The sequence below is a fragment of the Gordonia sp. UCD-TK1 genome, from assembly GCF_001691435.1.
GTDB classification, from domain to species: Bacteria; Actinomycetota; Actinomycetes; order Mycobacteriales; family Mycobacteriaceae; genus Gordonia; species Gordonia hongkongensis.
Window position 1 is genome coordinate 1 of the sequence record NZ_LZMP01000009.1, and the last position, 21,298, is coordinate 21,298.

The 21,298-nt window shown below is 66.9% G+C and carries 21 protein-coding genes and 2 pseudogenes; 14 read left to right on the top strand and 9 right to left on the bottom strand.

Features of this window, described 5'->3' with window-relative positions; genetic code table 11:
- Nucleotides 1-363 (bottom strand): annotated as a pseudogene (locus A9310_RS06950) (transposase); the annotation flags it as partial.
- Between the two features lie 814 nt (nucleotides 364-1,177).
- On the opposite strand from A9310_RS06950, the gene A9310_RS06955 reads away from it, so the two are divergent.
- On the top strand, nucleotides 1,178-1,639 hold the full coding sequence (locus A9310_RS06955; RefSeq protein ID WP_254661190.1) for a hypothetical protein: 462 nt from the start codon (nucleotides 1,178-1,180) through the stop codon (nucleotides 1,637-1,639).
- Between the two features lie 137 nt (nucleotides 1,640-1,776).
- Here the strand turns inward: A9310_RS06955 and A9310_RS06960 are convergent, their stop codons facing one another.
- A complete protein-coding gene (locus A9310_RS06960) occupies nucleotides 1,777-2,718 on the bottom strand; it encodes an NADP-dependent oxidoreductase (protein ID WP_065629966.1) in 942 nt (313 codons plus the stop codon).
- A gap of 238 nt (nucleotides 2,719-2,956) precedes the next feature.
- Between A9310_RS06960 and A9310_RS06965 the strand changes: the two genes are divergently transcribed.
- Entirely contained in the window at nucleotides 2,957-3,544 is a 588-nt protein-coding gene (locus A9310_RS06965) for a hypothetical protein (protein WP_175401093.1), read from the top strand.
- 106 nt (nucleotides 3,545-3,650) lie between these two features.
- Here A9310_RS06965 and A9310_RS06970 read toward each other — a convergent pair whose 3' ends face one another.
- Entirely contained in the window at nucleotides 3,651-4,010 is a 360-nt protein-coding gene (locus A9310_RS06970) for a hypothetical protein (protein ID WP_223258902.1), read from the bottom strand.
- A gap of 114 nt (nucleotides 4,011-4,124) precedes the next feature.
- A complete protein-coding gene (locus tag A9310_RS06975; RefSeq protein ID WP_058250550.1) occupies nucleotides 4,125-4,700 on the bottom strand; it encodes a TetR/AcrR family transcriptional regulator in 576 nt (191 codons plus the stop codon).
- 110 nt (nucleotides 4,701-4,810) lie between these two features.
- Between A9310_RS06975 and A9310_RS06980 the strand changes: the two genes are divergently transcribed.
- Nucleotides 4,811-6,613, top strand: coding sequence for an ABC transporter ATP-binding protein (locus A9310_RS06980; RefSeq protein ID WP_065629968.1), 1,803 nt, complete (start codon nucleotides 4,811-4,813; stop codon nucleotides 6,611-6,613).
- A 59-nt stretch (nucleotides 6,614-6,672) separates the two neighbouring features.
- Here the strand turns inward: A9310_RS06980 and A9310_RS06985 are convergent, their stop codons facing one another.
- Both A9310_RS06985 and A9310_RS06990 read right to left on the bottom strand, forming a co-directional pair.
- On the bottom strand, nucleotides 6,673-7,197 hold the full coding sequence (locus A9310_RS06985) for a hypothetical protein (protein ID WP_065629969.1): 525 nt from the start codon (nucleotides 7,195-7,197) through the stop codon (nucleotides 6,673-6,675).
- On the bottom strand, nucleotides 7,194-8,012 hold the full coding sequence (locus A9310_RS06990) for a class I SAM-dependent methyltransferase (RefSeq protein WP_065630027.1): 819 nt from the start codon (nucleotides 8,010-8,012) through the stop codon (nucleotides 7,194-7,196). The genes A9310_RS06985 and A9310_RS06990 overlap by 4 nt, the downstream gene beginning before the upstream one ends.
- Before the next feature lie 251 nt (nucleotides 8,013-8,263).
- Between A9310_RS06990 and A9310_RS26555 the strand changes: the two are divergent.
- From A9310_RS26555 to rsgA, 3 genes and pseudogenes are all read left to right on the top strand, one after another.
- A pseudogene (locus A9310_RS26555) lies at nucleotides 8,264-8,326 on the top strand (hypothetical protein); the annotation flags it as partial.
- 395 nt (nucleotides 8,327-8,721) lie between these two features.
- Nucleotides 8,722-10,683 carry a helix-turn-helix transcriptional regulator gene (locus A9310_RS06995; protein ID WP_254661191.1) on the top strand — a complete coding sequence of 654 codons (1,962 nt, stop codon included), beginning with the start codon at nucleotides 8,722-8,724 and terminating at the stop codon, nucleotides 10,681-10,683.
- A 257-nt stretch (nucleotides 10,684-10,940) separates the two neighbouring features.
- Nucleotides 10,941-12,026 carry a ribosome small subunit-dependent GTPase A gene (gene rsgA / locus A9310_RS07000; RefSeq protein ID WP_065629970.1) on the top strand — a complete coding sequence of 362 codons (1,086 nt, stop codon included), beginning with the start codon at nucleotides 10,941-10,943 and terminating at the stop codon, nucleotides 12,024-12,026.
- A gap of 166 nt (nucleotides 12,027-12,192) precedes the next feature.
- Here rsgA and A9310_RS07005 read toward each other — a convergent pair whose 3' ends face one another.
- Nucleotides 12,193-12,957, bottom strand: coding sequence for a DUF6319 family protein (locus A9310_RS07005; RefSeq protein ID WP_065629971.1), 765 nt, complete (start codon nucleotides 12,955-12,957; stop codon nucleotides 12,193-12,195).
- Nucleotides 12,958-13,159: 202 nt separating this feature from the next.
- Here A9310_RS07005 and A9310_RS25835 point away from each other — a divergent pair, with 202 nt between their 5' ends.
- The gene (locus A9310_RS25835) at nucleotides 13,160-13,303 is read left to right on the top strand and encodes a hypothetical protein (protein ID WP_165630011.1); all 144 of its coding nucleotides are present in this window, start codon (nucleotides 13,160-13,162) and stop codon (nucleotides 13,301-13,303) included.
- Between the two features lie 132 nt (nucleotides 13,304-13,435).
- Here the strand turns inward: A9310_RS25835 and A9310_RS07010 are convergent, their stop codons facing one another.
- Nucleotides 13,436-14,377: an SDR family oxidoreductase gene (locus A9310_RS07010; RefSeq protein WP_065629972.1), complete on the bottom strand. Its 942-nt coding sequence runs from the start codon at nucleotides 14,375-14,377 to the stop codon at nucleotides 13,436-13,438.
- Nucleotides 14,378-14,493: 116 nt separating this feature from the next.
- On the opposite strand from A9310_RS07010, the gene A9310_RS07015 reads away from it, so the two are divergent.
- Nucleotides 14,494-15,333: a helix-turn-helix transcriptional regulator gene (locus A9310_RS07015; protein WP_065629973.1), complete on the top strand. Its 840-nt coding sequence runs from the start codon at nucleotides 14,494-14,496 to the stop codon at nucleotides 15,331-15,333.
- Nucleotides 15,334-15,373: 40 nt separating this feature from the next.
- On the opposite strand, the gene A9310_RS07020 is transcribed toward A9310_RS07015, so the two are convergent.
- Nucleotides 15,374-16,165, bottom strand: a complete 792-nt coding sequence (locus tag A9310_RS07020) for a hypothetical protein (RefSeq protein WP_058250604.1) — start codon at nucleotides 16,163-16,165, stop codon at nucleotides 15,374-15,376.
- Between the two features lie 94 nt (nucleotides 16,166-16,259).
- Here A9310_RS07020 and A9310_RS07025 point away from each other — a divergent pair, with 94 nt between their 5' ends.
- The 6 genes from A9310_RS07025 (at nucleotide 16,260) to A9310_RS07050 (ending at nucleotide 21,246) form a co-directional block, all read left to right on the top strand.
- Complete coding sequence (locus tag A9310_RS07025) at nucleotides 16,260-16,847, top strand: GNAT family N-acetyltransferase (RefSeq protein WP_078113872.1); 588 nt, start codon at nucleotides 16,260-16,262, stop codon at nucleotides 16,845-16,847.
- Between the two features lie 56 nt (nucleotides 16,848-16,903).
- On the top strand, nucleotides 16,904-17,107 hold the full coding sequence (locus tag A9310_RS25025) for a zinc-ribbon domain-containing protein (protein WP_078113866.1): 204 nt from the start codon (nucleotides 16,904-16,906) through the stop codon (nucleotides 17,105-17,107).
- A 90-nt stretch (nucleotides 17,108-17,197) separates the two neighbouring features.
- A complete protein-coding gene (locus A9310_RS07035; protein WP_065629975.1) occupies nucleotides 17,198-18,706 on the top strand; it encodes a YdiU family protein in 1,509 nt (502 codons plus the stop codon).
- A gap of 25 nt (nucleotides 18,707-18,731) precedes the next feature.
- Complete coding sequence (locus A9310_RS07040) at nucleotides 18,732-19,103, top strand: TraR/DksA C4-type zinc finger protein (RefSeq protein ID WP_058250540.1); 372 nt, start codon at nucleotides 18,732-18,734, stop codon at nucleotides 19,101-19,103.
- Between the two features lie 294 nt (nucleotides 19,104-19,397).
- Nucleotides 19,398-20,441: an NAD(P)-dependent alcohol dehydrogenase gene (locus tag A9310_RS07045; protein WP_058250539.1), complete on the top strand. Its 1,044-nt coding sequence runs from the start codon at nucleotides 19,398-19,400 to the stop codon at nucleotides 20,439-20,441.
- Between the two features lie 79 nt (nucleotides 20,442-20,520).
- Complete coding sequence (locus A9310_RS07050; protein WP_065629976.1) at nucleotides 20,521-21,246, top strand: 1-acyl-sn-glycerol-3-phosphate acyltransferase; 726 nt, start codon at nucleotides 20,521-20,523, stop codon at nucleotides 21,244-21,246.
- Nucleotides 21,247-21,298: the final 52 nt, after the last annotated feature.

Here is a 21,298-nt window from a genome sequence, read left to right on the forward strand (position 1 = left end):
TTGAGTCGGTTGTTCTTCACCACGCGGCGGGTAATCGAGATGCTGCGCCCGGAGGCCTTGAGTCGGTTGTTCTTCACCACGCGGCGGGTAATCGAGATGCTGCGCCCGGAGGCCCGCGTGATCAGCACAGAACCGGCGTAGGTCCTTCAGCGAACGGGCGTCGGTGAACCGCTCGCGGTCGTCGCCGATCTCGCCGAGCACCCGAGCGCCGGAGAGGTCAGCCAGGCCAGGAAAACTGGTGATCACCGCGTAGTCGGGGTACTGCTGGAATGCCTCGGTAGTGGCCTCGGTGAGCTGATCCACGGCGGCGCATTCAGCATCGACGCCACCCAGCAGCGCGAGGGCCTGGCGGCCGAAGGCATCCGCTGATCTACAGATCGAGAGTCAGGGTGGCGGTGCGCGCTCGAGATACGCACGGGTAGATGACTCCGGTGACGAGCGCTACTGACACGAGTGACGAATCCCCAGGTCGCCAACTGACATCCAAATGACGGATCTCAGGCCACGTGTTGCATCTGATGCAATATGCAGGGGCTTACTTGACATAAGGTACATTATCGGCACTGAAGCAGCCAAGGTGCCGGCTCTCCGCTGAACCTCGAAGCTGCGACGCGACCCATGTCGTCGTCCGACGAACGCATCGGCAACGACCTTGCCTCACGTTCCGATGAGTTCCTACTTTTACAGCGCAGCGGGCCGGCGTGATGAACATCCAGACGTCTCGTGCGCCGTCCAGTCGGCCGACAGGCGTGACGAACAATTTGGCGTCTTGTCCGCCGAACCCGACGCTAGCCGCTCTTAGGCCGATTCCTTGCCTATGTCGTCAACATGACCGCATGTTGTCTTTCGTCACGTGTGACGAAACGGATGTGTGGCCGCGCGTTGCGGCGAACCACCCGACAGGCTTTGTCGAAGTACAGCATCCGGAGTCTGTCGAGCGATGTGACAGTCGGCGACCAGGATGACCTACCATGCCTGTGGTCGGTCTGGTTCACCGTTCGTCCTCGTCCGCCGGCCGTGTGTCCGCACACGAACCCGAATTCCGTTGAAATCAAAAGACTGCTGCCGTCAGCACTCGCCAGCGCTACCGGTTTCGACGGTGAGCTTTCGCTGCCGAACACACACATGGAGGGTAATTCCTATGCCGCACAATGAGTCACGGTCCGAACGGTCGCCGATGGCCGACAGGGTCGCCCAGACCACCGGGGAAGCCATCCGCGCGGCGCGCGCCCACGACTCCGAGGCGTTCGGTGCCGCGACCGACCTTCTCGCGTTGCACCCCGAGTCGCGGGAGGTGCATGCACTCATGATGCGCGAACTCCTCGAGACAGTGTTCCCCGATGGTCTGACCGGCGATGATGTGTCCGAGGTGATAACCAGCACCAGCCGTGCCGCCGCCTCGTGGACTTCCGCCGTCAGTCCCGCAGCGGTAGCCCTCGTGCTGACCGGCGCGTTGGGAGTGGGCGACACCGCCGACCCCGATGCGCTGCCGTCCGCCGGCCTACTGGACGCCGAGACCACCGCCGCTGCCCTCGTGGTCATCACCGACCTCACGGCACGTGCCGATGTCGACCCGATGGAGTACGTGACCCGAGCTGTGGACGAGATTCGTCGCACCCAGACAATGGAGATGCCTTGATCGGTGGTCACACGGTGACCGCGAGCCGCCTGTCGTGTTGGATGACGACCTGCACACGGGACCGACTGCGAGGGCCCAGCGGGGTCGAACGCACCTACGTGCAGAGGCGAACCTCGACTAGATGACCTGTGCTGTCATCAGCTCGCGACGCGTATGACGACCTTGCCGCGCACGTGACCGGACTGGCTCCGCTCGTGCGCGTCGGAGGCATCAGCGAGATCGAACACCTCCGCGATCTCCGGCGTGAGATCGCCTGCGTCGGCGAGTCGGGCGAGTTCGGCAAGATCCGCGGGGTCGGGACGCACCCAGACGTAGTGGCCGCCGAACTCGTCGCGCGCCCGCGCGTCGGTGATCGAGGCGACCGTGCCGCCGTCGCGCAACACGTCCTCGACCGAGTCGAGTGCGTCGCCGCCCACGTAGTCGAGGATGACGTCGACACCCTGGGGCTCGAGTGCCCGTACCCGGTCGGTGAGGCCCTCGCCATACGTCGTGGGCTCGGCGCCCAGACTGCGGAGATAGTCGTGGTTCGACTCCGAGGCCGTCCCGATCACGCGTGCGCCCAGGGACCGGGCGATCTGCACGGCGAACGTTCCGACTCCGCCCGCGGCGGCGTGAACCAGCACGGTGTTTCCGGACTGAACTCCTGCCCGGCGGATGGTCTGCAGAGCGGTGAGACCGGCCAGCGGGAGCGCCGCAGCCTCTTCGAAGGACCAGTTCGACGGCTTGTGTGCCAGGGTGCGCACCGGGGCGGCGACGAACTCGGCGAACGTCCCGCCCGCCACTTCCCCACCGACGACGTCCTTACGGACGTAACCGAACACTTCGTCRCCGACCTGGAACTCAGGTGTGTCCAGGCCGACCTGCTCGACCACTCCCGCGACGTCCCAGCCCGGGACCACCGGGAAGACGGTGTCCATGATCTCGGCGAGATAGCCCTCGCGAACCTTCCAGTCCACGGGATTCACACTGGAGGCGCGGACGCGCACCAGCACGGAGTCGGGTCCGACTTTGGGCGTGGGCAGGTCGGTCAGTTCCAGGACGTCGGGACCCCCGAAGCGGTCATAAGTGATTGCTCGCATGGTGGCACCAACGGGACGCTCGTCGGAATGATTCCAACAGCTCGGCGATGTCTGCTGACGTCCCATCGTCGTGATGCGTACCGAATGCGCCCGTTATCCGGCAGGCCGGGACGTGGTCCATCGCGGGAGCAACCAGCGCAATCCCGGCCCGAGCCTGCTGGACGAAGCCCGGTCGCAGCATGAAAAACATTGTGCCGTAGTGTTTTCACCCGTGAATTTCGCTGCTGCCGACGCCATCGTGACCGACTCCACTACCCACGCCTGCGTGTGGTGCTCATCCAGCGACGACATCGCCGAACTCCGCGGCGAACCGCGGTGCGGGCGCTGCCGCGCGGCAGAACAGACCATAGCGGCGGCCCGCGAGTTCGTCGGCTTCTATGGTCTGCGACCCTTGGGCGCGTCAATGACCTCGGACGACGACGAAGAACGCGAACACCGGGTGGCGGCCCGTGACGCCTGGGCAGTGCTGAATCGGACCCGCACACAGCCCCCACCGCGCGTCCGGTCCAGCCGGCGCGGTGTCACACGATCCGCGTCCACCACCACAAACAAGGACGGCAGCACAACGGCTCGCAAAGCCAAGAACGTCGGGGCCGGAAGCGCCCGCCCTGCGGACGTCTCCCGACCCGACCACGAGGAGCTCATGAGCCGTGCGCAGTCCTTGCTGGCGCAGCTCGCCGAGATCGAGGAACGGCTGGCAGTCGCGCAGGCGGACTCGGGCCTGAGTGGCAAGGCGAAGGTCTCCGACTTGACCGCCAAGCGCGATTCGGTGCTGCGTACGCTCGCCGCTCTGGAAAAGGCCAAGCGGGCCCTGGAGCCGGCCTGAGTTCTCACGTGCCAGGACGGTTGTGATCCGAAAGGCGATGAACCGTCACCCGATCCTCCTCACGGAGTAGCGAACGGGGATTGTGCGGTCCACAGCGATTCCACCGTCACCGCCACAGCGACACGATCAGGACGAGGGTGAGCAGCTTCAGGGCCCAATCCCCGAGGTGTACAGCTGCCGCGGACAGGGCCGTTCCCTCGTGGAAGACCGCGCCCGCGAACAGTACCAACGGGATGAGGAACAGCCCCGCGGCGAGCAGAAGTGCACCGGTGGCATCCGGATCGAGTTGCGCGACCAGACCGGCGACGAGGAGTACGAGCAGTGCGTTGCGGATGAGTTCGACAACCGGCGTCGCCCAGGTCGGTCGGTGTACTTCCGCCGCGGCGGGTGCACCCACGACGCCGTAGTACACACCGCTCACCAGGAACGCGGCGACCGCTGCGGCCACGCACGCCAGTACGTTCACGCTGCCCAATGTCTCATCCGATCGGTAGGTGCAGGGTCTGACACCACCCCGATACAACACTCATCGGTGGTAGAAGTGTTGCCCCGACCCAAAGCCCACGCGTGCGTCGGCTTCTCAGTCGGCACCGACTCCGGAGAAGAACGTCCGGACGGCGACATCGGCGGCGCGGCGACGCGACATCACCCCGCCGGCGATCGAGACCGCACCGACAAAACAGAGTGAATAGAACACCCCGGCCAGCCATCTCGTTTCGAGATCACCGGCGATGGCACCGTCTTTCTGCGCCCGAGAAAGGACCTCCGGAAGCATCTGGTCCTCTTCCTCAGCCCACTCCGGGTGGCCGTCGAACCGGTGTGGGTCGGCGAACAGGAACACGATGACGTCGTCGATGCCGATGATCACCCGCATCAGCGATTCGAGTGCTGCGCGAGCCGATTCGCACCCGTCGACCGCTTCGCTCGCCTGCCGCTCGAGAACGCTCCTCGCCTCGACGAGCGCCGCATCGACGAGAGACTGACGGTCGGGGAAGTGGCGGTGCAAGGTGCTGCGGCTGACGTCCGCCCGGTCGGCGATGTCGCCCAGGGACGTCGAGAAATCAGTTGCCCACGCCGCGATGGCGGCTGACACTATGGCCTGTCGGGTGCGCAGGCGCACGCCCGAGACGGCAGCCGGTTCCGGCGCATCGTTCACCTGGCCGAGACTATCCACCACACTCGGGTCTCTGCAACACACTTGATTGAAAATGGGACATCAATGTGTCATTGTAGAGCTTGCATGTTCCGCTCGGGAGGGCTCACACCATGACGACTTCGACAACCGCGGCCGATCCCGGGCAGACCCCGGATATGCCCATGCGCGCCAAACTCGTGATCCTCTGGGACTACATACGCCCCTACCGGGGCGTCCTTGCCGTGGGCGTCGTCCTCGGGTTGCTCGGCACCGCTGCCGAACTCGCGACCCCGCTGGTCACGAAGTGGGTGCTCGACGGTCTTGCCGTGTCGGAATCTCTGGCGGCGCCGATCACCGTGTTGGCCGTGTTGCTCGTCGCCAGGTCGGTGATCGGTCTGATCCAGACGATCATGCTGGGGACCCTGGCCGAACGCATCATCCTCGCCACCCGCACCGGACTGATCGGTCACCTGCTCCGCGTCGAGGTCCCCGAGCTCGCCCGTAGGTCGAGCGGCGAGATGGTCGCGCGCGTCACCTCCGACACCCTGCTGATCCGCGAAGCGACGACGTCGAGCATTGTCAACGGTGTCAACGGTTTCGTCGGTATGGTCGGCGCGCTGGTACTGATGGCGTTTCTGGACCTCCCGCTGTTCGCGACCACGATGGTCGTCGTGGTCATGGTCGGGATCGCCGCCGCCGTACTGATGCCGGGGTTGGCGAAGGCGCAGCAGGACGCGCAGGCCGAGATCGGTTTCCTGGGTGGCCGATTGGAGGGGATTCTTCGATCGATTCGCACCGTCAAGGCGAGTCGGGCCGAGGCGCGGGAATCCGACCGGATCGGAGAGTTTGCGCACCGGTCGGCGAGCAAGGGAATCCGGGCCGTGCGTATCGAAGCATGGGCCTGGACGATCACCGGGTCCGGGATCAATCTGGCGGTGATGGTCGTCCTGGCGTTCGGGGCCTGGCGCGTCGCCGACGGTTCGATGGCCGTCAGTACTCTGATCGCATTCCTGCTCTACGGATTCCAACTGATGATGCCTGTCTCGCTGCTCACCCAGAGTGTCACGGCCTTACAGTCGGGATTGGCCGCGGCTGCGCGGATTGCCGAGATCTCCGACCTGCGAACCGAATCCGACGACGAGGTGGTGGCGAATCGCACGTCGGCTCGGGTCGACCGGACCGCGTCCGCACTCGAACTGCGCGACGTGGTGTACCGATACGCACCAGACTCCCCCGCTGCGCTCAACGGCATTGACCTGACGATCCCGCGCCGCGGACACACTGCCATCGTCGGACCGTCGGGTGCCGGGAAGACGACCATCTTCTCCCTCTTCCTGAAGTTCCTACGACCGGATCGCGGCGAGATCGTGCTCGACGGCCGGGCGCTCGACCAGTGGACACTCCACGACCTGCGAGCACGCATCGCCTACGTGGAGCAGGACACCCCTCTGGTCCCCGGAACGGTCCGCGACAACCTCGTCTACGCGGCGCCCGAGGCGACAGACGACGAGGTGTGGCGTGCCCTGTCGGCCGTACGGATGGATGAGCGTGTCCATTCCATGCCCGACGGCCTACTCACCGACGTGACCACGTCAACGCTGTCGGGCGGGGAACGGCAACGGATCGCGCTCGCCCGCGCGCTGGTGGTCGACCCAGAACTCCTCCTGCTCGACGAGGTGACCGCGCAACTCGACGGGTTGACCGAGGCGGCTGTGGCCGAGGGCATCCGTCGACAGGCCACTCGCGGAGCCGTCGTCACCATCGCGCATCGGCTCTCGACGATCATGGACGCCGACCAGATCGTCGTCCTCGAAGCCGGTCGGGTGCGGGCGGTCGGCAACCATCGGAGCCTGCTCGCCACCGATGAGCTCTACCGAGAACTGGTGGCCGCCATGCGTATCGACACCGACGTGGACGCTGCCGAGCTGACTTGATCCGACACCCGCCCACCCGGCACAGGCCGGGTGGGCGGGTGTCGGGCCGGCGGGTCGGGTCAGAACCGCCCGACGACCACGTTGGTGGTCTGGACCCGTGCCCGGCAGTCGCCGTCGGTGAATCGGACCCGGGTGAACACCTCGTCAGCACCGTCCCGGTCCTCGTTGAGAACCGAGCTCGGAACGACGAACTCCCGGAGATACTCGAGCCCGCGGTCGGAAGCCCGGAGGAACCCTTCGGTCCCGACCGAGGTGCCCGGGAAGTTGCGGTCGTAGAGGTACTGCTCCCGGCCGTCGTCGCCCAGCACGATGTAGTGCATTCCACCGCAACCCCGATCGTTGATGTGGGTGACGAATCCGACCGCGTCCGCTCGTGTCATCGGATACAGGCCCTGGATGATGATGCGGTTCTTGCCGGCACCGGTGATGTTCTGGTCGACGATCGTCAGCGTCGCGCCCGGTGTGCGCGCGGGTGCTGCCGAAGCCGTCGTCGCAAGCGGCGCGGCGACGCCGATGACCGCGGCGATCGACAGTGTCGCGCCGAGGCGAGCGATGACCTTGCCACGACTCCGGGGCGCGCTCATGACCGCACCGCCTCGACGACGCGGTACTCCCAGTCGATGGAGATCCCGCCGGGGACCGGTTGCTGCCGAGACTCGGCGAGGGAGATCAGATCGGCACGCAGTGCGTGCTTGCCGCCCTCGTCGAGCTTCGACGCCGCGGAGAACGTCGGACCGTAGTAGCCGAGGAACAGGTCCGCGAAAGCGGCCGCGTCGACGAACCGAACGGTCAGCACGGCGGTGTGCGAATCGACCGAGTGCACACGATCGCCGAACAGCGATGCGACGTACTGCTGATCGCCCCACCGGGTGGCGGGACGCGCGCCCGGCGGCGGCGTCACGTGGCGGCCGACCGCGGCGAGCATTCCACCGACGAAACCGTCTGCGGTCCAACTCGTGACCACGATCTTTCCGGCCGGGCGGACGACTCGGGTCAGTTCGCGCGCGGCCTGCTCGTGATCGGCGGCGAACATGATGCCGATCGACGAGATACCGGYGTCGAACGCGGCGTTGCCGAACGGCAGGACCTCGGCCGGGGCTTCCACGAAGTCGACGTCGAGATGTTCTGCGGCTGCCCGACCCCGGGCGATGTCGAGTAGTGCCGGCACGTAGTCGATCGCGGTGACGTCGCCACCCTGGCGGGCAGCGGCGAGCGCGGAGTGGCCGGTGCCGGTCGCGACGTCGAGGACGCGTTCGCCGGGGATGACCGATGCCGCGACCACGGTCGCTTCATTGACCGGCACGGTCAGCGCGGCGATACGGTTGTAATCGCCGCTGCGCCAGACCTTCTGCTGCTTCTCCCGCAGCGATACCAGGTCTGGTGAGAGAGATGTCGTCATCGGATTGTCCATTTCTGTGTGGTGGGACGACTGGCCGTCGGTGACCGTTGTCGGTACCGGCGCACCACAACAGTCGGTCACCGGGCATACGGACGGCATCGGTGAGGACCTCCCATCTTTCGCCGAACGTCCTTCCCATGAATGGGTAGACCCACCTATTCGAGCGACGGGCGGCCTACACTCGGACGGTGCGATTGTTGGAGAGAACCGAGCAGTTGTCGCAGATCAGCGCGGCATTTGACCGGTTGCCGGTGGGTTCGGCATTCTCCATCGCCGGCGAGAGCGGTGCAGGCAAGACGACGCTGATCGCGCAGGTGTGTGCGACCGCCCGGGACGTGCGTGTGCTGCGGGTGGCCTGCGATCCACTCGACACACCACGTCCACTGGGTCCCGTCAAAGACCTGGGCATCGGTGTGCAACCGATGATGCTCGCCGACGTCTGCGAAGCCGCTTTCGCTCATCTGGGGGCTGAACCGACGCTTCTCGTGGTCGAGGATCTGCACTGGGTCGACGCCGCGTCGACCGATGTACTGAGGTTCCTGTGTCGACGCATCGAGTCGATGCCGCTCGTTCTGCTCCTGACTCATCGAGAGCTCGAGCCCCAGGCGGCAGCGCGTGCCCTGCTCGCCGAGGGCGTGTGCCGGATCGAGCTGCCGCCGCTCAGTGTCGAGGCGATCGCGGAATTGGTCGAGGTACGGGTCTCGATCCCGTGCGGGTCCATGCCGCGACCGGAGGTAACCCCTACTTCGCGACCGAGGTCTCCCGCGAACCCGGCCTGCCGATCCCGTCGTCGGTGCGCGATGCGGTCCTGGCGCGGACGACCAAGGTCAGCGCGGCCGATTTCGAAGCCCTTCAACTGATTGCGGCGTCGCCGGAACGGGTGTCGGATACCGCGCTGCCGGTCCTGCGGATCGGTTACCCCACTCTGCAGCGTCTCGCCGACACGGGACTTCTGGAATGGGGGCCCGACGGCACTCTTTTCCGACACGAATTGGCCCGTCGGGCAATCGAATCCACGATTCCGCCGGGTGGGGTGGCCCATCTGCACGCGCAGCTCCTGGACGCACTCGAGCAGCTGGGCACCGTGCACCCGTCGGTGTTGACCCACCACGCCGTCGCCGCCCGGGACTCCGACCGCGCCGTCCGTCATGCCTGCGCCGCAGCCGAGGACGCCATCCGCGGCGGAGCGCACACCGAGGCCGTCGCGTACTACGAGATCGCCAAGCAGCACCAAGTCAATGCTCCGGCTCGCGAGCGTGCCGAACTGTTGTTGGCGCTGGCCAACGAGCAGTACATGGTCAGCCGACTGCGCGATGCGATAGCCAGTGTGAACGAGACCTTCCCGTTGTGGACCGAACTGGGTGACGACACCGGGTTGGCCACGGCACATGTGGCCGTCGGGGTCTACGAGTACTACAGCGCGCATCGGCAGAGCGCGGAATCGCACCTGGGTCGTGCAGCGGAGATCGCCAACGGGACGGGGGCGTCGGCGGTGTACAGCGAGGCGCAGATCCACCGCGCGTTTCTCGCGTTCATGCGGGGCGACGTGTCGGGAACGGCGTCCCTGCTGGCCGACACCGCGTCGGCATCCGACGAGGAACTGCGGCTGTGGAACAAGGTCGTCTCGGACTCGGCTGCGCTGTCCACCGGCGAAGTCGACTCTCGCAGAAGACTTCTCGATCACATGGAAACCGCCCGCACCCTCGGCTTCGACGAACTCGCATCAACCGTCTATTCACAGGTGGCCAGTCTCGATGTCGAACAGGGAAGGTACCGGGCTGCCGACCGGATCCTCGACGCGGGTCTCCCGTTCACGGTGGAGCGCGACATCCAGATCTGTCGCCACTGGCAGACCGCGGTGCGGAGTCGCCTGCATCTGACCCGCGGACACTGGAACGGAGCCCTCGAGGACGCCGGGGCGGTCATCGACGCCGACGGGATGCCGATCGCCACGCTGTGGCCGCTCCTGGTCACCGTGCTGGTGCCGCTCCGATGCGGCGCGTCGTTCGACATCGACGAGATCGAGAACGCCTGGACCCTCGCCAACCAGATCGATGAACCCCTCCGACGGCTCGCGGTCCTGACCGCCCTGGCGGAGATCAGTTGGATGACCGGGACCGAGGACGCCCGGGTCACCGCGGCGCACACCCTCGACGATGACGGAACAGAGTGGGGCTCAGGGAGTCTCGCCGTCTGGCGTGCGAGGCTCGGGTTGTCGACGCAGACCGGGCCGATCGCGGCGCCGTACCGATTGTCGCTCGACTGTCGGCACGCCGATGCCGCGCGTTGGTGGTCGGACGCGGGTGATCCGTTCGCATCGGCGATGTGCTGGTTGGATTCCGACGACCCAGCCCGTGGTGTGACGATGCTCGACGGACTCGGCGCCGCGGGTACCGCCGATCGTGCGCGTGCGTTGATGCGCGAACGGGGTTGCGCCACCGTCCCGCAGCGCCCTCGGTCCACGACACGAGTGAACCCCGGTGGCCTGACGAACAGGCAACTCGAGGTCGCCCGCCTGGTGGCGGAGGGACTGTCGAATTCGGAAATAGCCAAGCGGCTGTACATCTCGTCGAAAACCGCGGACCATCACGTGTCCGCGGTCCTGGCGAAGCTGGGTATGACCTCGCGTCGTGAGGTGCTCGCGCAGGGCGTCGAGTTGGGGCTCCGGTAGCGCGAACCCGCGGAACGAAAAAGAAGTGGTGGGCATCGCCCGGCGGTGTTAGCGTGAGCCGCGCTGTCCGGTGGGGGCAGCACGAGACCTGGAGGTGAGTCGATGGTTGCCGTCGAGATCGCTGGCATCGTCAGCATCCGAACCATCCCTGTTCCTCCAGCCCGTTGCTGATCCTCGAACACCGTTCTCGCACAACCGACTGAGCTGCGAGTCGGATGACTCCTGGGGTCGCGGGCTTTCCTCGAAAGTCCCCAACAGTGAATTCTGCAAGTAATTCGTCTTTTCCCGTCGAGCTCGCCGCTCTCGGCTGGGACAAGCATTTCTCGACCCTGTACACCGACCGCGCGTCCGACGACGAGCTACCAGCTCGCGTCGTGCGGGTGGATCGCGGCGGGTGCGACACCATCACCGCATCAGGTCCGGTCCGCGCCATCCGCGGTGTCGGGCGCACTGCGGAGCGCGAACAGTCCGTGTGCACCGGCGATTGGGTGGTGCTGCGCCGAGACGACGGGCAGGCCCGGATCGTGCACCTGTTGCCGCGCCGGACGGCGATCGCGCGCGCGAGTTCGGATCGGACATCGGAACGGCAGGTACTCGCCGCCAACGTCGACACGGTGATCATCGCGGTGTCGGTCGCGAACAGGGTGAATGTCGGTCGCATCGAACGCCTGCTGACGTTGGCCTACGACGCCGGCACCCGGCCGATCATCGCGTTGACCAAGTCGGATCTGGTTGACGATCCTCTTCCGGGTGAGGCGATGGTCGCCGCGGTCGCTCCGGGCGCCGACATCGTGACGACGAGTACGATCACCGGCGCAGGCGTCGACCTCCTCGAGTCCACCATGACCGGTACCGCCGTCCTGCTGGGCTCGTCCGGCGCCGGCAAGTCGAGCCTGGCCAACGCATTACTCGGTCGTGAACAGATGGCGGCCAACGAGATTCGGGCGGTCGACGGAAAGGGTCGGCACACGACGGCGCACCGCGAGCTGCTGCTCCTGCCGGGAGGCAAGGTACTCATCGACACACCTGGCCTGCGTGGGATCGGGGTGCAGGATGTCGCCGAGGCGGCCGGCCGTACGTTCGCCGACATCGAAGAGCTGGCTCGTGAGTGCGCGTTTCGCGATTGCGAACACCGCAGCGAGCCGAGATGCGCGGTGCAGGAGGCGATCCGGGACCGCCGACTCGACGCCGGCCGGCTGGAACGCTATCGCAAGCTGCTGAGGGAAAGTGAGTGGTCGGCCGCTCGGGGCGACGCCCGACAGGCGAGCAAACGGAGCAAGCGGGACAAAGCGATCACGCGAGACATTCGCGCGATGTACCGGTTCCGGGACCGGCAGGCCTGACGGGGCCCTTCGTGACGCGCCCTCCGCAAGCTCCGGGCGCTCCTCAGGGAGCAGAGGGGCGCCCTTGCAAGCTCCGGGCGCTCCTCAGGGAGCAGGGGGTCGCCCTTGCAAGCTCCGGGCGCTCCTCAGGGAGCAGGGGGTCGCCCTCGCGAGCTCCGGGCGCTCCTCAGCGAGCGAGGCCGCGCTGGTCGTCGACGGACCCGTCGAGGTTGGCCAGCGCGGCCCGCGCGGCTTCGAGTTCCTGACTGAGTTCGTCGATGCGGCGTTGCGCGGCCGTTCGGGCCGATTCGATGACGGCGTCGACCGCGGCGATCGCGGTCTCGTCATCGAGCTCCCGCATCGCCCGGGCCACCCGGTCGGCGGTGATCTCGACGGGTTTCGCCAGCTTTCTGGTCCCGACCGCAACCGACAGCGTCCACGTGCTCTCCCCTGCCGCGGTGATGGTGACCGTGGTCGGCGCGGTCGGCGTCTTGGCCTTTCGCGACGACCTGGTCGTCGCAGGCGCCGACTCCGCCGCCCTCGGCGGGGCATCCGTCGCAGGACGCGCCTTTCGGGACGGGCGGGCGGAATTCGATTCCTCGACATCTGTTTTCGATGACGACGTCGGTTGTGGCTTCGGGGGCGCCGGTTCCGGTGTGCGTCGACGAACCGCAGCGGTCGCAGTGGTGGCGGCCGCCGGTCGGTGACGTCGCAGTTCGTCGGCTTCGAAGGGCAACTGGTCGTCGACGCCCCTCGGGCTCACCGTCACTGTCGTACCGTCGATCGACACGACTCGCGCCGAGGCGCCGGCCTCCAGGTTCAGCGATGGCATCGCATCGCGCAGATAGACCGTGGCTCGCTTACCGGCCGCGAGTGCCGCGGACAGCGACTCCAGGTCGTCGGGACTCAAGCCGGCCCTCGTCTGTGAACTCACCGCGCCATTGTCGCACATGCGTGCGAATCAACGTTACCCATCCCTGCGTCGCGCCATTGGCGCTTCGCCGTTTGCGCAGTTCAAACCTAGTAGCTATGACCGTTATCGTTTCGTGACCCTTCGCATCGGTGTGGCCTCGAACGTCGCCGCCGGGTCTCTGCGAAACGTTCGCGGCCCTAATGTTCTCGGGGAAGGTAACGGGTCTTCGGAGGGACAACTTGTGACAGAGGCCAGCACCCCGACACGCACATCGTCGGTCAAGGCACGCGAGACCCCGATTGCCGATCACGCGTATGCAGGCGTCACGATCGCGGCGCTGCTGTGCGCGACCTCGGCAGCGACATTCCTGACGCTCTTCTCCTGAACCTGCCGTCCCTCAGACCTCAAGTGGAAAGCACCACAAGTGCTCATTGCCGGTGTGTCACCTGCGTCGACTTCGGTCCGCAGGTGGCACACACCACTTGACGATCGCACATCGGCGCCGGGAGGCCCGTCTTCAGCCCGCTGTCACCCGGGTGAGCTGTTCAGACACCGCCCACAGACGCGATGCCGCTTCGCGATCACGGAACGGTTGCCAGGGTTGCCGTACTCCGGGCGGCCCGCCGGCGTCACCGGGCCACCGTGGTCCGAAGAACGCATCATCGGGCGTCTCCGGCTGCGTCGCCGCCATCAGTGCTGGGAGGGCAGCGGTTTCGACGGTGCCCACACCGACGCCGTGCCGCGACATCCACTCGATCACCCGCCGGCCGCTCGTCGGCGCGGTCCTGCCGACCTCAGGACGAGCGGCGAGAAGGCTGGTCGGGGCGACGCCCGGATGGGAGATCACGCTCGTCACATCCCAACCGGCAGCGCGACTTCGGCGTCCGAGTTCGAGTCCGAACAGCGCGCACGCGATCTTGGACTGGCGGTAGGCCTTCATTGCGTCGTAGTGGCGCTCCCAGTTCAGATCATCCCAATTGATCGAGCCTCGTTTTGCCGCGATGCTCGTCTGCGAGACCACCCGTGCCTTCCCGGACCGGAGCAGCGGAAGCACCGCGACGGTCAGGGCGAAGTGTCCTAGGTGGTTGGTGCCGAACTGGACCTCGAATCCATCGCCTGTGGTCAGGCGTTTCGGCGGAGTCATGATCCCGGCGTTGTTGATCAGGATGTCGATCGGTGTGCCGTCCGCCCGGAGCCTGCCGGCAAGCGCCTCGACCGATGCCATCGATGACAGGTCGACTTCCTCCATCGTGAGTGTGGCGGCGGGGTGACGATCACGAATGCGCTCGACCGCCCTCGCCCCCTTGTTCGGATCACGCACCGGCACGACCACTTCCGCACCGGCGCCGGCGAGCGCATTCGCGATCTCCCACCCGATGCCGTCACTCGCGCCGGTCACGACCGCTCGACGGCCCGTGAGATCGGGGATGGACAGGCTGTATCTGCTGTTTCGTGTCATGCGGAGCTCCTGACGGACTCGGAATGTTCTCGCTTCCAGTCTTGTGGCGGGTCGCACCGTTATCCACGGCCTGTCGATCCGTGGCTCCGCGGTTCCGGGCGCGCAAGAATGGCCGAATGATCGATCGACCCGGTCTCGCTGGCTTCCTTCGGGTGAGGCGTGCCGCCCTTCAGCCCGAAGACGTCGGACTGCCTCGCGGGCAGCGCCGTCGCACAGGTGGACTCCGTCGCGAAGAGGTGGCTGCCCTGTGTCACATGTCCGCCGACTACTACTCACGACTCGAACGCGAGCGCGGCCCGCAACCGTCGCCACAGATGGTGGCCGCCATCGCTCAGGGCCTCCACCTCTCCGTCGAGGAGCGAGACCACCTGTTCCACCTCGCCGGCCACCGGCCGCCCATGCGCGGACCCGACCGCGAGCACATCTCCCCGGGCATGATGCGGATCTTCGACAGGCTCGCCGACACCCCGGCCGAGATCGTCACCGAACTCGGCGAGACGTTGCGCCAGAACCGACTCGGGGCGGCACTGGTCGGCGACCTCATGCGGTTCGACGGGCCGGCGCGGAGCATCGGCTATCGGTGGTTCACCGATCCGCGGGCTCGCCAATTGCACCCGTCCGACGACCACGACTTCTACTCACGTATGTACGTATCCGGACTACGAGGAGTGGCTGCGCTACGAGGCCCGCAGTCGTATGCGGCGTCGCTCGCGGAACGGCTCACAGGCGAGAGCGAAGAGTTCCGCGAGATCTGGGCACGGCACGAAGTGGGTATAGCGCCTCGCGAGATCAAGAGGTACGTGCACCCCGACGTGGGTTTGCTCGAGCTGAATTGCCAGATCTTGGTCGACCCGCGGTGTTCGCATTCGCTGCTCGTCTACACCGCGACCCCGGGCAGTGCGAGTGTCGAGAAGCTCCGGTTGCTGTCCGTCGTCGCGGCACCCACGGCGACCTGACACCCGGCAAGCGAAGCCGAGTCACGCGGAGGGCGGCCGCTCAGAACCCCCCGAAGTCGCCACCGCCGAAGTCGCCTCCCCCGCCGAAGTCCCCGCCACCGAAATCTCCGCCGCCGAAGTCGCCGGAGTCACCACCGCCGAAGTCGCCGGAGTCACCGCCTTCCAAGGCGCCACCGTCGGAACCGTCGCCGGCGCCACTCTCGAAGGACTGCGCGTCATAGGGGACGCCCGCCATGCCGGAGAACATCGCCGAGAACAGGAACATCGATCCGAGTCCCCAGGCGCCGGCGACCAGAGCCGGTTTCCACCACGGCTCGGAGTACCAGCCGGCGGGCACCGGCCTGCCGGCGACGCGGCCGCCGGGATAGTAGTTGGGCGTCTGCTCCGACGGGTTGGGCGATGCGGCGACCTTTCGTCCCTCGAACTCCACGGTCCGGTCCTCGGTGACCGCACCGGCACTCTTCTGCCCGTCGAGCTCGGGGATCGCCGGACCGGGGTCGAGGTCCATGGCGGCCCGAGCCGCACGGATGTAGTAGAGCCCCTCGATCGCAGTCTGTTTGGCCAGCCGCGCCTGCACCGGCGAATTGGCCTGCTCGATCTGAGACCCCGCCGCGGTGTATCGCTCCCCCGCGTCGGCCAGCGCCTGTTTCGATGCCGGGCCGTCGCCGACCAGCATGAATACCTGGCCGCCCAGACGTTCGATCACCTGTCGTGCGTCGGCTTTCGCGTCCTCGAGGGTGCGGGCCGCGTTGGCGCCGGAACGCTGTTGGGCGAACACCACCACCCCGACGACGATCACGACGATGACGGCGATCAGGATCAGTGCTTCCATGCTTCCCTCCGGTTTCGCGAGTCCGCAGCCCGGTGGCGGTGACGTCAGGCCGACAAAACGGACACCACCGAGCGTACCGATGCCCGCCGACCCGATGCGTCTCGACAGATGGCGAGCACCTCCGGCCTCGTCCATTCTCCGCGAGGCCGGCGGTGGTCGCGGAGTTTCTGCGGTGCCGCACGCGCAGCCGCCGACCGTCATCGGTCACCCTGGGTGGGTGACCGGTCGACACGCGGTACGAATTCAACCTTCGCAGAACTCCCACCTTGTGGCCGAGCTCCGCTGGGAGTGGGCGTACGAAGACGATCGCTCCGTCGGGCCGTGGCTTGGCGATACCGCCTTCGCCGCCGCGGTTGCGAGTTGGTTGGACGATGAGCGACGAACGGTCTGGACCGCGGGCACGGACGACATGACCGTGGGAATGGTGTGCTTGACCGAACACGCCCGGATGCCGAGTCCCCGGCAGGGCGCCGGCGGCCGATGGGGTTATCTCGGTCATCTGTACGTCCGCCCGGCGTTCCGCGGTTCCGGGATCGGACGTGAGCTGGTCCGGCATACCGTCGCGACCGCGGACGGCCGTGGATACGCGAAGGTGGTGCTCAACCCGACCGAAGCATCGACAGACCTGTACAAGCAATGCGGTTTCACAGCCGAGAACGACCTCTTGGTCCGCCGCCCGTGATCGACTACCGCGGCGCGTGACCGGCCGCCGCGAGCCGCGAACTCTACGATGGCGGCGTGTTCTTCTTGTTCGGATATGGCCGTAGGCAGAAGCCTCTCGGTGCGGGTCAGACCCGCACCTGTCCCCGCTGCCACAACACCACCCAGTGGGCGCGGATGCGTGAATACAGCCAGTTCAGCGTGTTCTTCATCCCGATCGCCCGGTGGAATCGGCGCAACTTCGAGGCCTGCGGCATCTGCGGCGCGGCGCTGGCGGCCTGATCGCCGTCCGAGGCGAGTGAGGTGGACACTCCTCCCTCGCCCCTTCTGCGCAGCCGGTTTGCCGGTCCGGAAACTGGTTACCCTCGAGGGGTGTCCGTCTCTCCCGATACTCCCGCCCGCACGAGCGCCGCGATCACCGGCTTCGAGCGCACCTTCGTCGACGAGCTGACGCCTTTCACCGTGCCGTGGCAGGGTGCCGAGACGCCTGACCCCCGACTGCTCGTCGTCAACGAGTCACTCGCCGACGACCTGGGCCTCGACATCCCGGCACTGACATCCGACGACGGTGTCGCACTTCTGTCGGGTGCGGCCGCGCCCGCCGATGCCGTCCCTGTCGCCACCGCCTACTCGGGGCATCAATTCGGCGGTTACACACCGCTCCTCGGGGACGGCCGGGCGTTGCTGCTCGGGGAGCTGATCGACCGCGGCGGTCGACGAGTCGACCTACAGCTCAAGGGTTCTGGGCGTACTCCGTTCTCCCGAGGTGGCGACGGATTCGCGGTGGTCGGGCCGATGCTGCGCGAGTATCTGATCAGCGAGGCCATGCACGCCCTGGGGATCCCGACCACGCGTTCGCTGTCGGTCGTGGCCACCGGGCGGGACATCCAACGCACCGGGGCCGAGCCCGGCGCGGTGTTGGCGCGGATCGCCGCCAGCCATCTCCGTGTCGGCACCTTCGAGTACGCAATCCGGAACACCGACCTGACGCAACAACTCGCCGACTACGCGATCAGCCGCCACTACCCGGAGCTCGCGAAAGCGTCGGAGGCCGGCGGCGGCAACCGGTATCTCGCGTTCTTCGAAGCCGTACTCGAACGTCAGGCCGCACTGGTGGCCCAGTGGATGCTGGTGGGGTTCGTGCACGGCGTGATGAACACCGACAACACGACGATCTCGGGTGAGACCATCGACTACGGGCCCTGCGCCTTCCTCGACGCCTTCGACCCGTCGGCGGTGTTCAGCTCGATCGACCACGCGGGCCGATACGCCTATGGGAATCAGCCCGCCGTCCTGAAGTGGAATCTGGCGCGGTTCGCCGAAACCCTGCTCAGGCTCATGGCCCCGACACCCGATGAGGCGATCGCTGCGGCGTCGGACGTGCTCGCCACGTACGAGGCGCGGTACGAACACCATTTCGCCACCGGCATGGTGTCGAAGATCGGTCTGACAGAAGCGCTTTCCGAACCCGAACTGGTCGCCGACCTGTTGACCCTGATGCGTGATCATCGCGCGGACTGGACAGGCACCTTCCGGGCACTGGCCGACGAACTCCGCGGAGATCAGGTCCCGATCATCAGCCTCATGCCGCGCGCGCAGATCGGTCCGTGGCTGGAACGATGGCGCCGTGAACTCGCCCGTCTCGGGCGCGAGCCCGCTGCGGTCGCCGAGACGATGGACACCGTGAACCCGGTGTACATCCCGCGCAACCATCAGGTCGACGCCGCTCTGCGCGCCGCGACCGACGGCGATCTGGAACCGTTCACGCGGCTGATGGATCCCGTCACGCATCCGTTCGAACGCCGCTCCGAATGGGCTCACTACGCGGCGCCGGCCCCGCAGGCGTTCAGCGACAGCTTCCAGACCTTCTGCGGCACCTGAGCGAGACGACTTCGGTGGGCCCACGGTGACCTCGAGCCAGGACGACGAGTCGCGAGATGCGCTGCTCGCAGAACGGGAACGAACCGCCGCGCTGATCGAATCGTTGTCGTCCCGGCTGGCCGCGGTGCTCGAGGCGACGAGCGACGCGGCGGCCGACGACGAGCACGATCCGGAGGGTTCGACTCTCGCGGTGGAACGCGGCCATCTGGTTGCGCAGCTGGAACGGTCGCGAGTCCGGCTCGACGAGATCGGTGCCGCCCTGGACCGGGTCGGCGCGGGTGCCTACGGCCGGTGCGAGGACTGTGGCGAACCCATCGGTGCCGAGCGCCTCGAAGTCCTGCCGGCCACCCGGCAGTGTGTGCGGTGCGCCGCGCGGAATCAGTCGCGACGATGGTGACCCGGAGTCGCAGCGTTGTCCGGTCCACCCGTACTCCAGAGTGCATCCGGTCCTCTTCCGACTCCGGCTGTCGTCTCGGCTGATTGACTCTGCCCCAAGGGGTTTGATGCACCCGACACGCCGCGACATCGAACTCCGTGGTCCGTCCCGGCTTCTGATCGGCTTGTCCACCTGTGCCGCGGTTCAGCAGGAATTCGCGTCTCATTTCCCGCCGACGTATGCGCGTACAGCCATACGCGGGTAGACCGGAAGGCGGGAGAGCACGCAAACGACTCGAACCGAGAGGTGTCCGGCATGAAAGCCATCCAGATCGTCAAGCCAGGAAGTCCGCCCGAGCTCCGCGAGGTCGACAAGCCGACACCCGGCCCCGGCCAGGTGTTGTTGAAGGTGACTGCAGCCGGTGCGTGCCACTCTGACGATTTCGTGCTCAACATGCCCGCCGAGGGTTTTCCCTATCCGTTACCCATGACGCTCGGGCACGAGGGAGCCGGTGTGGTCGCCGAGATCGGAAGCGGTGTGACGTCGCTGACCGAGGGAACCGCGGTGGCGGTCTACGGCCCCTGGGGTTGCGGGGTCTGTCACTTCTGCTCGCGTGGGTTCGAGAACTACTGCAGTCGTGCGGCCGAGCTCGGCATCACTCCACCCGGGCTCGGCAACGAAGGCGCGATGGCCGACTACATGATCGTCGACGACGCCCGGCACCTCGTTCCGCTCGGTGATCTCGACCCGATTGCCGCGGTACCGCTCACCGACGCGGGGCTCACGCCGTATCACGCGATCAAACCATCGCTACCGAAGCTCGTCGGCGGCACCACGGCAGTCGTCATCGGTGCGGGCGGACTGGGGCACATCGGGATTCAGCTGTTACGCCATCTGACCCCGGCGCGCATCATCGCCCTCGACCTCAGCGAGGACAAGCTTGCGTTCGCACGCGAGGTGGGTGCCCACGAGACCGTTCTCAGCGATGCCGACGCCGTGGCGAATGTCCGGAAGATCACCGGAAACGACGGCGCCACCGCGGTATTCGACTTCGTCGGCTTGCAGCCGACCATCGACACCGCGATGGGAATCGTCGGCACATTGGGCGACGTCGTGATCGTCGGCATCGGTGACGGTGTCGCCGCTGCGAAGGTCGGCTTCTTCACCCAGCCCTACGAGGTGTCCGTTCGGGCGCCGTACTGGGGTGCGCGGCACGAACTGATCGAGGTCCTCGACCTCGCGCGCGACGGTGTCCTGGAGGTCGCCGTCGAGAAGTTCTCCCTCGACGACGGGCTCGAGGCCTACCGTCGGTTGGCCTCGAACGAACTGCGTGGCCGGGCGGTCGTCGTCCCCGATTGACCTCGGAGCTGTACCCGGGCTGTCATGTGTAGTCCCGTTGCGGCACCGCGGGGCCGCAACCTACGGTACCGTAACTTAGGTGAAGGTCGAGCTGTCCGAGGCACAGGCGGTATACGAGCACTACCTGACCCATCAGCAGGACCGCGCCCGGGCGCGAATGATGTACGCGGTGCTCGCCGCCCGAATCCGGCCGGTCGTGCGCTTTCGTTCGCGGGAGGCGATCGTCCGCGCCGTGCGCAGCGGGGCTCCGCTGCTCATTGCGGCGAATCATGTCTCCGAGCGCGACCCGTTGGTCCTCGCAGCTGCAGGCTTCCGGTCACCGCTGCGGCACCGGATAGGCAGCCTGCGTGTCCTCGCGAAAGACGAACTGTTCCAGGATCCGGAACAGCGAAAGAAGATCGACACTCTGGGCGGGATCCCGGTGTTTCGCAGCAAGGACCACGGAGTGCGAGCTGCGGCCGACGCCGGGCGTCAGATGATCGCCGTCTGCGTCGAACGAATGGCGCGCGGGGACAGCATCGCGGTGTTTCCGGAGGGGACCTGCAACGAGGGCGACCCGACGGAGGTTCAGCGGCTCGGCACCGGGATCGGCCACATCGCCCATCGAGCCCTGCGTGACGGTGTCGGACTGTGGTTGGTCTCCGCCGGGATCGCCTACCCGGCCGGTGGTGGCCGGCCCGTTGTCGCTCTGGGCGAACTGGTGGACCTCGGCGCCCGTCGAGACGACACACCCGCCGCCGTGACCCGCTGGATCCAGCGAGATCTGCAGGGCGCGGTCGACGACGCCTGCGGCCACGTGCGCTGACCCACAGGTGACGGGTGCGCCGACGTCGGCCGGGTTTGGCTTGCGCGTTCGC